The following is a 13,481-nucleotide window of genomic DNA, read 5'->3' as shown; positions in this document are numbered from 1 at the left end:
GGCGCTAGTTTAGTCGCTCGCCCACCCAAGCAATAATGCCGTCAGCTGCGGCCTCGATCTGCTCGCGGGTGGTGGTGAAGCCTTCCGGGCCGCCGTAGTAGGGATCGGCCACGCCCTCGCCGTCCGCATCCGGGTCGAAGGAACGCAGCAGGCGCACTTTCTCCTCCGGCACGCCGCGTGCGACCAGCTCAGAGACGTGGTTCGTGTCCAGCGCGATTATCAAGTCCGCGTTCTGCTGTTCCGCGCCGAACTGCTGCGCGCGGTGCTCGGAGCCGTCGTAACCGTGCTCGGCCAGCTCAACCAGAGCGCGCTTGTCTGCTGCGTGGCCGACGTGCCAGTCGCCGATGCCGCTGGAGGTGACGCGCACGGCGTCGCCCAAGTCGACGTCCTCAAGCTTCTGGCGAACGATGACCTCCGCCATCGGCGAGCGGCAGATGTTGCCCGTGCACACAAAGTCGATGTGCAGCTGCGCTGTGTTCTCGCCCTGGTTGCCGCTTTGCTCAGCGTCCGACATGGTTCCTCACAATCTCCTTCAGCTCCTCGGTGTCGCGCGCGATGTGCGTCGCCTGCGCCCATTCGTCTGCATCACCATAGCCCCACGTCACGGCTACGGACGGGAGGTTGAACTCCGCCGCGCCCGCAAAGTCGTGCTTGCGGTCGCCCACCATCAGCGGGTTGTGCGGGTTCACCGAGTCCAGCACGTGCCGGATCACCTCGATCTTCGTGGTGCGGTCTACGTCGTAGTCCGCGGCCCCCAGGAAGTCGATCATCGGCAGAATTCCAGCTTCTTCCAGCGCCAGCCGAGCGAATTTTTCGCTTTTCGACGTCGCCGTGACCACCTGCAACCCTTGTTCCTTCCACTCCCGGATTGCCTCGACCACGCCGTCAAACACGGTGAAGACCTGCCAGCCCTCGATCGACATGAATTCCGAATACACGCTTAGCGCGCGGTCGATGTCGGCTTCGTCGAGACCGGCCGCCGCCATCGACTCCCGCATCGGTGGGCCGGGGATGCGCTTGATAAAGCTCTCGTCGGGCAGCGGGTGGCCCACCGCGTCGAGCCCGCGCACGAATCCTTCGCGGATGCCGGGGTAGGAGTCGATGAGAGTGCCGTCGACGTCAAGGAGCAAGGTGGTGGGGCCAGATGATGCAGTCACGCGCACCAGCATGCCCAATTTGTAGGCTGGGTGCCATGAGTGTCACCGTTGCAGATGTCGTCGCCGCGCTGGAGGCCGCCTACCCGCCGCAGCTCGCCGAAAGCTGGGACAAGGTCGGGTTGATCTGTGGCGACCCGGACGACGGGGTGAGCCGAGTCGCTTTCGCGCTGGATTGCACTTTGGAGGTGGCGCAGGCTGCCGTCGAAAGCCAAGCGCAAATGCTGGTCGTGCACCACCCACTGCTGCTGCGAGGGGTGTCTTCCGTGGCAGTGGATACGCCAAAGGGCAAGGTCATCCACACTTTGTTGAAAGGTGGGGTGGCGTTGTTCGCGGCGCACACGAACGCGGATTCCGCGCGCCCGGGAGTCTCGGACAAGCTGGCCGAGCTGGTGGGCATTACTCCGGGGCGGCCGATCAAGCCGGTGCACCTCGACGGCATTGACAAGTGGGGCGTGCACATCCCACCGGCTGATGTGGAGCGCGTGATGGCGGCGCTGTTCGAGCTTGGCGCGGGCGAGATTGGCAACTACCGCGAGTGCGCCTTCGCGATCGACGGCACCGGCCGCTTCACCCCGGTCGAAGGTGCCGACCCCACCGAAGGCGCGATCGGCAAGCACTACAGCGACAGCGAGACGCGCGTCGAGTTTGTCGCACCCACCACACTTCGTCGCAAGCTTATCGACGCCCTGCGCAACGCCCACCCCTACGAGGAACCCGCCTTCGACGTGGTGCAAATGGCCGAGACCCGGGAGCTTTCCAAGGCCACCGGGTTGGGTCGCGTCGGAGAGCTGCCGGAACCGATGACGCTCGCGGCATTCACGCAGCAGGTCGCCGACGCGCTGCCGGAAACCGCCTGGGGCGTGCGCGCCGCCGGCGACCCGGAGCGGATCGTGCAGAAGGTCGCGGTCTCGTCCGGTTCGGGCGACGGCTTCCTCGAAGACGTCGCCAAGCTGGGTGTGGATGTGTATGTGACCTCGGATCTGCGCCACCACCCCGTCGATGAGCACCTGCGCGCAGGCGGGCCTGCCGTGATCGACACCGCCCACTGGGCCAGCGAGTTCCCCTGGACCGAGCAGGCCGCGGGTATCGTGGCCGAGTTGGGTGTGGAGACCGAGATCATCCCGATCCGCACCGACCCGTGGACCGTGTCCGCGCACCCGTCGAAGACCGAGCACCCGAAGCACTGAAGGAGTCACGTCATGCACCTGCCCAAAGACCAGCAGCTGAAACTCCTGCAGCTCGCCGATGCCGAGCGTGCAGCCGCCCACCCTGGCGGCAAACGCGAGGAGGAGAAGGAGCTCGAGCGCCTCACCGCTGAACGCGACCGCATTACCTCCGCTGCATCTGCCGCACAGATGGCGGTGGATGACATGGAGCTGGAGATCCTCCGCATCCAAGAAGACGAGCGCAAGCTCAAGCGCCGCGAGCTGGACGACAAGCACCAGCTTTCCGCCGAGACTGACCCGGAGCGCCGCAAGGATCTGGAGCATGACCGCTACGCCGCGAAGTCGCGCATCGCAGATCTGCTCTCCGAGCTCAAGGAGGCACACAACGAGATCGCCGCGCTGCGCAACAACCGCGACAACCACGGCGCACGCCTGGACGAGGCGAACCGCAAAGTCGAGGCCGCTCAGCGTGCCGTCGACGCTCTGCCCGAGGTCGAGCAGGTGGACACGGCCGCACTTCGCGCCGGGTTGCCGGAGGAGCTTCTTTCGCTTTACGACGACATTGGCGCCGCGGCCTTCAACGGCCGGACCTGCAACTCCTGCTTTATCCAGCTTCCGCCGGCGGAGCGCGCTGAAGTCATGGGTGCGGATGCCGACGAGCTGCCAACGTGCCCGAACTGTGGGGCGCTGCTCGTGCGCGTCACCCCGGAACAGTAGGTAGAAGGGGCTGGCATGCGTGTAGCGATGTTCTGCGACGGCGGCTCCCGCGGCAACCCGGGTGTGGCTGGTTCCGGGTCCGTGGTCTACGGCGAGGGCGGCGAGACCCTCGCGGAGATTGCCTACGTAGTTGGCGCGAAAGCGTCGAACAACGTCGCCGAGTACCACGGTCTGCTGCGCGGGCTCGAAGCCGCGCGCGACCTGGGGGCCACCGCGGTGGACGTGTCGATGGACTCCAAGTTGGTTGTCGAGCAGATGAACGGGCGGTGGAAGATCAAGCACCCGGACATGAAAGAGCTCGCGCTTGAGGCCCGCAAGATTGCGCAGGGTTTCGATGAGGTGACCTACACCTGGGTGCCGCGCGCCAAGAACAAGAAAGCCGACGAGCTTTCCAACGTGGCCATGGACGCCGCCGCGAAGGACGGCACCCCGCGGGTGCTGGACGTGTCGGCCTCTCCCGCGACTGCGGAGCGCGAAGCGCAGGCTGAGAAGAAGCAATCACACGTTGTCGCTGGCCCTGCGCATTGGTCCGATGCGAAAGCGCCGCGCACCCGGTTCGTCCTCCTGCGCCACGGCCAGACTAAGCACTCCGCACAGCGCCGATTTTCCGGCGCTGCCGAACCGGAGCTCACCGATATCGGTCACGCGCAGGCGAAGCGCGCTGCCGCGGCAGTCGCACAGATGGGGCAGATCGATGCGATCATCTCATCGCCGCAACGCCGCGCGCTGCAGACTGCAAAGCACTGTGCTGAAGCCCTCGGCCGCGACGCGTCGGACATCGAGGTGTACGACGGCTTCCGAGAAGTTGATTTCGGGGACTTCGAAGGCCTGACTCGGGACGAGGCTCTTGAGCGGTACCCGGAGCAGGTGGGCGTGTGGGAGGCGTCGTCAAGCGAAAGCCCTCCGAACGGCGAATCCCTGGCCAAGTTGCACCGACGGGTGACCCGCGAGCGACTGAAGGTGCAGGAGGCGCACGAGGGGCAGACGGTGCTGGTTGTGGCGCACATGACGCCGATTAAGTCGGTGATCCGGCAGGCACTGGGCACGAACGCGGAGACGTTCAAACACATTTTCCTTGATCTGGCGAGCGTGTCCGTGGTCGAGTTCTACGGTGACTTCGGGGTTGTGCGAGCATTCAATGATGTGGCGCATCACCGCCACTTCGACTAAGTTGAGTAAATAATTTCTCTAGCTGCGCGACCGGGGGCACTAAAGGGGCTATTGGTGAACTGAATCACTTGACGGCTTTCGCTGGATTTTCCTAGGGTTGAGGGTGAGATGCAAACGTTTGCAACAAGCAATTGCAGCAGTCTGCTAGCCCGGAATCGAAGGAGGTGGTCACGGTGAGTCCTCGTCGCGCGACTTTGCGAGACGTCGCAGAGCAGGCCGGTGTGTCCGTCTCCACCGCCTCGCGTGCGCTTTCCGGATTCCCCGCGATCTCAACCACCACGAGAGACCGGGTGGAAAAGGCCGCCCGCGAGCTGAACTATCTGCCCAACCTGCAGGCGAGGGGCCTGCGGAACTCCAACTCCGCGGCCATCGGACTGACGGTGCCCAGCCTGGTCAACCCATACTTTGCGGAGATGGCCACGGCGATCCAGCAGGCCGCCGAGCGCGACGGCTATTCGACGGTCACTGCCTCGACGCACGAAGACGCCACCCAGTTCGATGCCGCGCTGCGCGTATTTCAGAGCCAGCAGCTCAGCGGGTTCATCATCGTGCCTGCGGCGGAAAGCGCAGACGCTATCGAGGAGCTGAAGCAGAACGGGCACCTGATCGTGCAAGTGGACCGCAGACTTCAGGGCCTTGACCTGCCGTCGGTGGTCTCCGATCCGGAGGTTTCGATTCACGAAGCGGTTGGGCTGCTGTACGAGAACGGCCACCGACGGATTGGCTACCTTGCGGAGCCGAGCAGCACATCCACTGGTGTGCAGCGCCTGGCCTGCTTCGAATCCGCTGTGGCCAACCACCCCGACCTTGAACCGGTGATCTACCGGGGCGGGTATCGTCGCGAAGAAGGTCACGCCGGCACGATGACGCTGCTGCGGGACCAGGTGACAGCAGTGATCGCGGGCGACTCCATGATGACCACGGGTGCGCTCGAGGCCTGCTACGAGATGGGCATGCAGCCCGGTGTGGACCTTGCGCTGATCGGTTTCGACGACCAGCCCGCGTTTCGGATTCAACCGGCCCCGCTGACGGTGATCGACCAAAACGTCACCGAGCTTGGCCGCCGCGCATGGGCGAAACTCCACGCCATGTTGCAGGGCGAGGACTACGAGTCGGAGGAAGTCCTGCCCACACGGCTCATTGTCCGCGAATCCTCCAAGCGCACTGCTCAGCCTCGGGCTCGCCAGAGCGATATTCAACAGTCCGATCATTTTAAGGAGGTGCAAGGGTGACAACACCGATTCTCCAGTTCGAGAACGTGTCCAAGTCCTTCGGACCCGTGCGCGTCATTGAGGACGTTTCACTTACGGTCGAACCCGGGCGCGTACTCGCACTGCTCGGCGAGAACGGCGCAGGCAAATCGACGCTGATCAAGATGATGGCGGGTGTGCACCAGCCGACGTCTGGGCGCATTCTTGTCGACGGCCAGGAGGTGACGATTTCCGATACCAAAGCGTCTGAAGCGCTCGGCATCGCCACGATCCACCAAGAACTCAACCTGGTGCCGACCCTGTCCGTAGCCGAAAACGTCATGCTCGGCCGAACGCCGCAGCGCGGCGGGTTGGTGAACTTCCGTGAGCTGCGCGCACGCGCGAAAGAAGCGCTGGATCGGATCAAGCTCGATGTCAGCCTGAACACCCCGGTAGGGGAGCTCGGAATCGCGCGCCAGCAGCTCGTCGAAATTGCCAAGGCACTCTCGATGGACGCCCGCATGCTCATTCTCGACGAGCCGACCGCGGCGCTGACCGGCCACGAGATCGAGCAGCTGTTCACGGTGATGCGCGAGCTCAAGGCCGAAGGGGTTGGCATGGTGTTCATCTCCCACCACCTCGACGAAATCGAAGAGATCGCGGACACCGTGGCGATCTTGCGCGACGGGCACTTCGTCGCGGAGGTCCCCGCCGATACCCCGGAGCCGGTGCTGGTGCGCCACATGGTGGGCCGCGACATCGAAGACCAATACCCGCAAGTAGAAAAGGCGATTGGTGAGCCGCTGCTCGAGGTCAACGGGTTGACCTCGGAGGGCAAGTTCCACGACATCTCCTTCACGGTCCGCGCAGGCGAAGTTGTCGGGCTGGCTGGGTTGGTCGGTGCCGGTCGCACAGAAGTCGTGCGGGCCATCGCCGGTGCCGACCCGGTGGATTCGGGCACGGCAATCATCAACGGCTCCCAGCTCAAGTCCGGCAGCGTCGCTGATGCCATCAGCCACGGCATCGGTCACGTCCCGGAAGACCGCAAGGCGCAGGGCCTGGTGTTGGGGGCATCGGTCTCCGACAACATCGGGCTTGCGACGCTGCGCTCTACCTCCAAAGCGGGGCTGGCTGACATCTCCGGCCAGCGGCGCCGCGCCAGCGAGGTCGCCGAAACGCTGCGCATCAAGATGGCCGGCATCGACCAGGAGATCCGCAACCTCTCCGGCGGTAACCAGCAAAAGGCCGTGTTCGGCCGCTGGGTTCTGGCGGGGTCGAATGTGCTGCTGCTCGACGAACCGACCCGTGGTGTCGACGTTGGCGCGAAGGTGGAGATCTACAACATCATTAACTCCGTCACCCAAAACGGCGGTGCCGTGCTCATGGTCTCGAGCGAGCTGCCGGAAGTGATCGGAATGTCTGACCGAATCTTGGTGATGTCGGGCGGGCGGCTTGCCGGCGAGTTGCCGCGAGGTGCGTCGCAGGACGACATCATGGCGCTGGCCGTGTCCAACGTGGACGACGCCATCGTGGATGCGCCAGGCACCGTAGGGGCTGCCGACGCAGCGGAGCCCGGCGAGAACGACAAAACGAGAAGAGAGGCGCAACTATGAGCACGTCAGTAACCACGTCTGGGGCACCAAAGCCTCAGACATCACCGTCGGCTCCGGCCGCCTCAGAGCAGATCTCCGGGCGCCAACGTGCGATCAACTGGATCATGAACAACGGCGCGCTCGTGGGACTCATCGTCCTGTGCATCGCGCTGTTCATCGCCACGCCACACTTCCTCACCGTCAACAACCTGATCAACGTTGGCGTCCAGGCAGCGACGGTAGCAATCCTTGCCTTCGGCATGACCTTCGTCATCGTCACCGCAGGCATCGATCTTTCCGTCGGCGCTGTCGCGGCGCTAAGCGCGATGGTGTCGGCGCACATGTGGGCCAACGCGGGACTGCCGGGCTGGGTCACGCTTATCCTCGGCCTGCTCACCGGGTTCGCCGCCGGCGCCATCAGTGGCCTGGCCACTGCCTACGGTAAGTTGCCCGCGTTCATCGCCACGCTGGCGATGATGTCCATTGCGCGCGGGGCTACCTTGGTGATCTCCCAGGGCTCGCCGATCGCCACTGCGCCCGAGGTCAACTGGCTCGGCTCCTCGGTCGGGCGTTTCCCTATTCCGATCATCATGATGCTGCTCGCCGGTGTGCTGTGCTGGTTCATCCTGTCGCGGACGGTGCTTGGTCGCTCCATGTACGCCATCGGCGGCAACATCGAAGCGGCGCGGCTCTCCGGCATCCCGGTGCGTCGCGTGCTGGTCGCGGTTTACGCCCTTAGCGGTATCTTCGCCGCCCTGGCCGGCTTGGTCATGGCGGGCCGCCTCTCATCCGCGCAGCCGCAGGCCGGCGTCGGCTATGAGCTGGACGCCATCGCGGCCGTCGTTATCGGCGGCGCGTCCCTGGCCGGCGGCACCGGCAAGGCGACCGGCACCTTGGTGGGTGCCATCCTGCTTGCCGTGATCCGCAACGGCTTGAACTTGCTCAACGTCAGTTCGTTCTGGCAACAGATCGTCATCGGTATCGTGATTGCCGCTGCGGTCGGCTTCGACGTCCTGCGCAAGAAAACAACTACATAGTCCTCTCAACTCCACATCCCGAGTCACCTGTTTCCCGAAGGAGCACCAATGTCCAAGAAATCCATCTTCCGCAAGACCACCGCTGTCATCACCGCTGCAGCGATGGCGCTCAGCCTCACGGCCTGCAACCGCGACTCCGCAGGCGGGGGCGGCAACGTCACTTTGGCGCTGTCGACACAGACCAACCCGTTCTTCGTGCAGGTTCGCGACGGCGCGCAGGAAAAGGCCGACGAGCTGGGCATCAACCTCAACATTCAGGATGCCTCCGACGATGCGGCGACCCAGACCAACCAGCTCAACAACGCCGCCACCTCCGGTGCGCAGGTGGTCATTGTGAACCCGACCGACTCCGACGCGGTTGTACCGGCCGTTGAGTCGCTGAACAAGGCCAACATTCCGGTGATCGCTGTGGACCGTTCCTCCAACGGCGGTGACGTCGCTTCCTTCGTCGCCTCCGACAACGTCGCCGGCGGTGAGCAAGCAGCTGACGTGCTAGCGGAGGCCATCGGCGAGGAAGGCGAGATCCTTGTCCTCCAGGGCATCGCAGGATCCTCGGCCTCGCGTGACCGCGGCAAGGGCTTCAAGGACGGCATTGCCAAGTACCCGAATATCAAGGTCGTCGCTGAGCAGACCGCGAACTTCGACCGCACCAAGGGCCTGGACGTGGCAACCAACCTCTTGCAGGCTCACCCGGACGTGAAGGCCATCTTCGCGGAGAACGACGAGATGGCCCTCGGCGCGATTGAAGCGCTCGGTGCCCGCGCGGGTAGCGACGTCGTCGTGGTCGGCTTCGACGGCACCTCCGACGGCCTGGCGGCAGTCAAGGACGGCAAGATGTACGCCACCATTGCCCAGCAGCCGGGCGAGCTCGGCGCGAAGGCCGTCGAGGAGGCCTCGAAGCTGATCAAGGGCGAGTCGGTCACCGCCGAGATCCCGGTCGAGGTCGTCACCGTGAACAAGGACAACGTTGGAGACTTCGAGTAATGGCGCAGATTTGCGTCGTCGGCTCAATTAACGCCGACCTCGCGGTGCGCGTCGCCCGCCACCCACTCCCGGGCGAGACTCTGCTTGGCACCGGCGCCCTGATCACCGCCGGCGGCAAGGGTGCCAATCAGGCGGTTGCCGCGGCGAACCTCGGCGCGTCGGTGAGCATGGTCGGCGCGGTCGGCCGCGATTCTAACGCACAGCCCGCCCTGGAGTTTCTGAAACGCTCGGGCGTCGATCTCAGCCAGGTTCAGGAAGTGGAGTCCCCGACCGGCCTCGCACTGATCACGGTCTCCGAGGACGCGGAGAACACGATCGTCGTGGTGCCGGGCGCAAACGCGACCGTCGATAAGCAACAGGTGCGCAAAGCTGAGGCTGCGATTGCTGAGGCCGACATCGTGGTGCTCCAAGGCGAAATCCCGGTGTCCGGGTTCGCGGAGGCGGTGCGCCTTGCCACCGGCCGGGTGATGGTCAACCTCGCCCCGGTCATTGACGTGCCCGCGGACGTGCTGCTCCACGCGGACCCGCTCGTGGCCAACGAGCACGAGGCCGGACTCATCTTCGGCCTCTACGGCGTCGACGCGTCGGCGGCGGGGCAGACCGAGGAAGACATGGCGCTGAAACTGCGCGAGATCGGCTTCGAAAACGTCGTGATCACCCGCGGTTCGCGCGGCGCGGTCGTCGCCACCGCCGAGGGAGTCACGCCGATCGCCCCAGCCACCGTCACGGCCGTCGACTCCACCGGTGCCGGCGACGCGTTCGTCGGAGCGCTTGCCGCGCAGCTCGCGCAGGGCAGTTCGCTTATCGACGCCTCGCAGCACGCCGCCAGGGTCGGAGCATTCGCCGCAACCCGGCAGGGCGCGCAGACCTCGTATCCCACTCCCGCCGACGAGCTTCCGGCGGTGACGCATGCGTAAGCGCGGCATTCTCAACGAGCAGCTTTCCGCAGCTCTGTGCCGCCTCGGGCACACCGACACGTTCGCGATCGGCGACAGCGGGCTGCCGGTGCCGGACGGCGTCGAGGTGATTGACCTCGCGGTGGTTTTCGGCGTGCCGCGCTTCGCCGACGTTGCCCAGGCGATTCTCGAGGAGGTCGTCGTCGAAGGTGCCGTGTTGGCCACCGAGACCCCGGACGAGATCACCGCATTGGTGCCCGCGGACTGCACCGACCGCGACACCGTCGACCACGAGGAGCTGAAGCAGCGGTTGGAAGACTGCGCCTTCGTGGTGCGCACGGGAGAGACCACTCCGTACGCCAACCTCATCTTCCGCAGCGGGGTGCCGTTCTAGGTACTGCTCGGCTCCCGCTTTCCTCAACGCCTACTACAGGCGTACACTCAACGCACGCGAATGAGTTGGCTGGGTGATCGCGGCTCGCCGTACCGCCACGTATGTGGGCACAGGCGGCGGTCGAGGAAAGTCCGGACTCCTCACGGGCACGGTGGTTGCTAACAGCAACCCGGAGTGATCCGCGGGAAAGTGCAACAGAGAGTAGACCGCCTGGGAAACCAGGTAAGGGTGAAAGGGTGCGGTAAGAGCGCACCGGCGCCTGTGGTGACACAGACGGCCAGGTAAACCCCACCGGGAGCAAGGCAAGAGCCCCTGCCGCCCCGCGCGGCAGAGGTTGTCGGACGCTACGAGGCTGCCCGCCCATGTCCGAAGGTAGCTGCTTGAGGCCCCCAGCAATGGGACGCCCAGATGGATGATCACCGCCCCGCCAATAAGCGGGGAACAGAATCCGGCTCATAGGCCGGCTCATTCGCGCATGCCATTTCATGTCGCCAACTCGCGGCGGTTTTCTGGCACGATGGCTGATCATGAAGCTTTACGCCGCGCCACTGAATTTCCGGGCACTTGCCGACGAGTTCGATGTGCCGACGGATTTCACACCTGCGGTGGAGGCTGAAGCCGCACAACTCACCGACGCGCACGCGGATCGGCGCCGCGATGCCCGCGACATCCCCTTTGTCACCATCGACCCGCCGGGGTCGAAAGACCTCGACCAAGCCCTCTACATCGAGTCGCGTGGCGACGGGTACCGGGTGTACTACGCCATCGCCGACGTGGCCGCGTTCGTCGAACCTTCCAGCTTGGTCAAGCAGGAGTCGCTGGTGCGCGGCCAGACCGTGTACCTTCCCGACGAACCCGCGCGCCTCCACCCGCCTGCACTGTCCGAAGGCTCCGCGTCGCTGCTGCCCAACGTCGATCGCCCTGCGGTGCTCTGGACGTTCGACCTGGACGCCGAAGGTGAGGTGGAAGATGCCCACGTGGAGCGCGCGCTCGTTCACTCGGTCGCACGCCTGGATTACGACGAAGTGCAGCTTGCTTTCCGACGGCGTGCGGAGCATCCGTCGATAAGCAAACTGCCCCAAGTTGGCTGGCTGCGGCAACAGTCGTCGCTGCGGCGCTCCGCGATTAACCTGCGACTGCCTTCGGTGCGTGTGGTGGAGGATGCCGGCGCGTTTGAGCTGGTGATTGAGCCGCGGCACGCGGTGATGGATTACAACTCTGAGATCTCGCTGCTCACCGGCATGGTGGCCGGGCGGATGATGGTCGATGCTGGCGTGGGGTTTCTGCGCACGCTGGGGCCCGCTCCGCGCGATGCGGAAGCCGAGTTTCGACGCGAGGTGCGCAACCTGGGCTACGAAGTCACCGGGGGGATCGGTGAGTTCTTGGCCGGCGTGGACGCGGATACGCCGACCGGCATGGCGGTGATGCGTGAGGCGCAGAAACTCTTGCGTGGATCCGGGTACGTGGATCTCAGCGAGAAGGAAGCCGAGGTGCACGCCGGTATCGGCGGCTACTACAGCCACGTCACCGCGCCGCTGCGCAGACTGATCGACCGCTACGCCACCGAGGTGTGCCTGGCGATCTGCGGCGGCTACGAGGTGCCGTCGTGGGTCGAAGACGACGCGCCGACGGTGATGGCGACGATGGCGCGGACCTCGCAGCTCGCGAACACGGTGGACAAGGCTGCGTTGCACCTGACCGAGGCGACCGTGCTTGCGCCGTGGGTGGGGCAGAACTTCAGCGGTGTGGTGCTCAAGCGCGGCGCTGAGGAGCAGGATCGGGCGCGCATCTTCGTGGTGCAGCCGCCGGTGCTGGCGCCTTCGATCGGCGCCCCGGCGGAGGGTATCCAAGGGATGTTCTCGCTGATCCGCGCCGATCCGTCTGCGCGCGAGGTGGAGTTCGCCTGGCCGGCGGACTAGCTAGTCTTCGAGACGCGCCGGTTCGCCCTGGCCGACCTCGGTGATTTCGAAGTCCTTGGCAAAGGTCTCGGCGAACTCTTCTGCCTCGCGCACCGGCACGAACGCCACGACGGCCTGAGAGGAACCGGCTGCCGCCGGGCGGGCCGCCGCCGCGCCGCGCTCGAGCGCGAGCGCCACCAGAGAGTCGGGAGTCTCGATGTCGTGCTGCTCGGTCGGCGAGTTCAGCAGCGTGAGCAGCTCGTTGCCCCGTCGCGAGCGCAATGCCTTCGCGGTTGCGAGGCTGCGCAGCGTCTCCGTCTCGCAGAACTGCACCCAGCGGCGCGCGGTCGCCGGGTCCGGGGCATCCTTGTCACCGGCGTCGCGCCGGGCCTCGACCCACTCGACAACGCGGTCCACGTTCTCCGGCAGTTCACGCAGCGAGGTCACACCGAAGTTTGCCACCGCCTCGTCGATGAAGTTGCGCCACTCGGCGAGCCGTTCCGCCTGCTCGCCGTAGGGCTGACCGAAGCTGGTTGCGACGGAGAAAATCCGCACGCCCATCTTTGCTGGGTGGGGTGCCTGGGTAATCGAGTTGTCCGCGTAATCGACCACGTTGATCTGGCCAGCCGTGCCGCGCAGCGCCACGGTGTGGCGGGCGCGCAGCAGCGGCAGCGTGGAGTTCGCGGCCACGTTGGCGGAGCAGATCTCGGCGAGGCGGGCGCGCATCGGCGGCTCGTCCGCCTCGGGGTTGTCGGCGGCGAGCGCAAGCGCGATCGCGGCATCCGCGGCGTACAGCGCGCCTAGGCCCGCTCCCAGCGGTACATCGGAAACTACGGTGATGTTCAGTCCGGTGGCGTCGCGGGAAATCACTTGGCGGCTTATGAGGTGCTGCACCAGGCCGGCGCGGCGGCGGAGCCACGGGTGCTCGATCTCCCCGGCAGCAAGCTCGGCGAGCGAGGTTTCGCCCACCACTGGCTCAGCGAACGGGCCCTCGGAGTGCACCGAGATCACGTCGTCGTTCCGCGGACTCACGCAGGCGGCAACGCGCTGGCCCGCCAGCCCCATGATGGTCACGCCGCCGAAGTGATCCACGTTCTCTCCGATGAGTACCCAGGTGCCGGGCGCTGATGCGCAATGCGTCGCCTCCGCGCCCGTACGGCGTTTGTGCTCCTCGCGAGCGCGCTCCACTGGGCTGGTTGCAGGGCTTTTCCACGTGGCCATGTTTCTTCAGTTGCCTTTCCCCGGCGGTATGTTCTGTGACCCACACTACCAACGCACGC

General features: G+C 65.5%; 13 protein-coding genes and 1 other RNA gene. 11 read left to right on the top strand and 3 right to left on the bottom strand.

The window, feature by feature from the left end:
* Positions 1-4 precede the first annotated feature (4 nt).
* A complete protein-coding gene (locus tag CGLAU_RS08825) occupies positions 5-514 on the bottom strand; it encodes a low molecular weight protein-tyrosine-phosphatase (RefSeq protein ID WP_095660376.1) in 510 nt (169 codons plus the stop codon).
* Positions 501-1,157 (bottom strand): HAD hydrolase-like protein, encoded by a 657-nt coding sequence (locus tag CGLAU_RS08820; protein WP_232507092.1) that lies wholly within the window; start codon positions 1,155-1,157, stop codon positions 501-503. Before CGLAU_RS08820 ends, CGLAU_RS08825 begins: the two co-directional genes overlap by 14 nt.
* A gap of 35 nt (positions 1,158-1,192) precedes the next feature.
* Between CGLAU_RS08820 and CGLAU_RS08815 the strand changes: the two genes are divergently transcribed.
* The 11 genes from CGLAU_RS08815 (at position 1,193) to CGLAU_RS08765 (ending at position 12,222) form a co-directional block, all read left to right on the top strand.
* Positions 1,193-2,344 carry a Nif3-like dinuclear metal center hexameric protein gene (locus CGLAU_RS08815; protein WP_095660374.1) on the top strand — a complete coding sequence of 384 codons (1,152 nt, stop codon included), beginning with the start codon at positions 1,193-1,195 and terminating at the stop codon, positions 2,342-2,344.
* 12 nt (positions 2,345-2,356) lie between these two features.
* On the top strand, positions 2,357-3,040 hold the full coding sequence (locus CGLAU_RS08810) for a zinc ribbon domain-containing protein (RefSeq protein ID WP_095660373.1): 684 nt from the start codon (positions 2,357-2,359) through the stop codon (positions 3,038-3,040).
* Between the two features lie 15 nt (positions 3,041-3,055).
* A complete protein-coding gene (locus tag CGLAU_RS08805; protein ID WP_095660372.1) occupies positions 3,056-4,210 on the top strand; it encodes a bifunctional RNase H/acid phosphatase in 1,155 nt (384 codons plus the stop codon).
* A 173-nt stretch (positions 4,211-4,383) separates the two neighbouring features.
* The gene (locus tag CGLAU_RS08800; RefSeq protein ID WP_198304891.1) at positions 4,384-5,442 is read left to right on the top strand and encodes a LacI family DNA-binding transcriptional regulator; all 1,059 of its coding nucleotides are present in this window, start codon (positions 4,384-4,386) and stop codon (positions 5,440-5,442) included.
* Entirely contained in the window at positions 5,439-7,013 is a 1,575-nt protein-coding gene (locus tag CGLAU_RS08795) for a sugar ABC transporter ATP-binding protein (RefSeq protein WP_095660370.1), read from the top strand. Before CGLAU_RS08800 ends, CGLAU_RS08795 begins: the two co-directional genes overlap by 4 nt.
* A gap of 104 nt (positions 7,014-7,117) precedes the next feature.
* Positions 7,118-8,029, top strand: a complete 912-nt coding sequence (locus CGLAU_RS08790) for an ABC transporter permease (RefSeq protein ID WP_232507265.1) — start codon at positions 7,118-7,120, stop codon at positions 8,027-8,029.
* A gap of 48 nt (positions 8,030-8,077) precedes the next feature.
* The gene (locus tag CGLAU_RS08785; RefSeq protein ID WP_095660369.1) at positions 8,078-9,013 is read left to right on the top strand and encodes a D-ribose ABC transporter substrate-binding protein; all 936 of its coding nucleotides are present in this window, start codon (positions 8,078-8,080) and stop codon (positions 9,011-9,013) included.
* Positions 9,013-9,930: a ribokinase gene (locus tag CGLAU_RS08780; protein WP_095660368.1), complete on the top strand. Its 918-nt coding sequence runs from the start codon at positions 9,013-9,015 to the stop codon at positions 9,928-9,930. The genes CGLAU_RS08785 and CGLAU_RS08780 overlap by 1 nt, the downstream gene beginning before the upstream one ends.
* The gene (rbsD, locus tag CGLAU_RS08775) at positions 9,923-10,303 is read left to right on the top strand and encodes a D-ribose pyranase (protein ID WP_095660367.1); all 381 of its coding nucleotides are present in this window, start codon (positions 9,923-9,925) and stop codon (positions 10,301-10,303) included. The genes CGLAU_RS08780 and rbsD overlap by 8 nt, the downstream gene beginning before the upstream one ends.
* A 61-nt stretch (positions 10,304-10,364) precedes the next feature.
* Positions 10,365-10,775, top strand: an RNA gene (rnpB, locus tag CGLAU_RS08770) — RNase P RNA component class A.
* A gap of 55 nt (positions 10,776-10,830) precedes the next feature.
* Positions 10,831-12,222, top strand: a complete 1,392-nt coding sequence (locus CGLAU_RS08765; protein ID WP_095661146.1) for a ribonuclease catalytic domain-containing protein — start codon at positions 10,831-10,833, stop codon at positions 12,220-12,222.
* Here CGLAU_RS08765 and CGLAU_RS08760 read toward each other — a convergent pair whose 3' ends face one another.
* Positions 12,223-13,422 (bottom strand): galactokinase family protein, encoded by a 1,200-nt coding sequence (locus CGLAU_RS08760; protein WP_095660366.1) that lies wholly within the window; start codon positions 13,420-13,422, stop codon positions 12,223-12,225. It lies immediately after the preceding gene.
* Positions 13,423-13,481: the final 59 nt, after the last annotated feature.

Source organism: Corynebacterium glaucum, assembly GCF_002287505.1.
Lineage (GTDB): Bacteria > Actinomycetota > Actinomycetes > Mycobacteriales > Mycobacteriaceae > Corynebacterium > Corynebacterium glaucum.
Note: the sequence above shows the minus strand (reverse complement) of the source record. Positions and strands in the feature narration are given on the sequence as shown.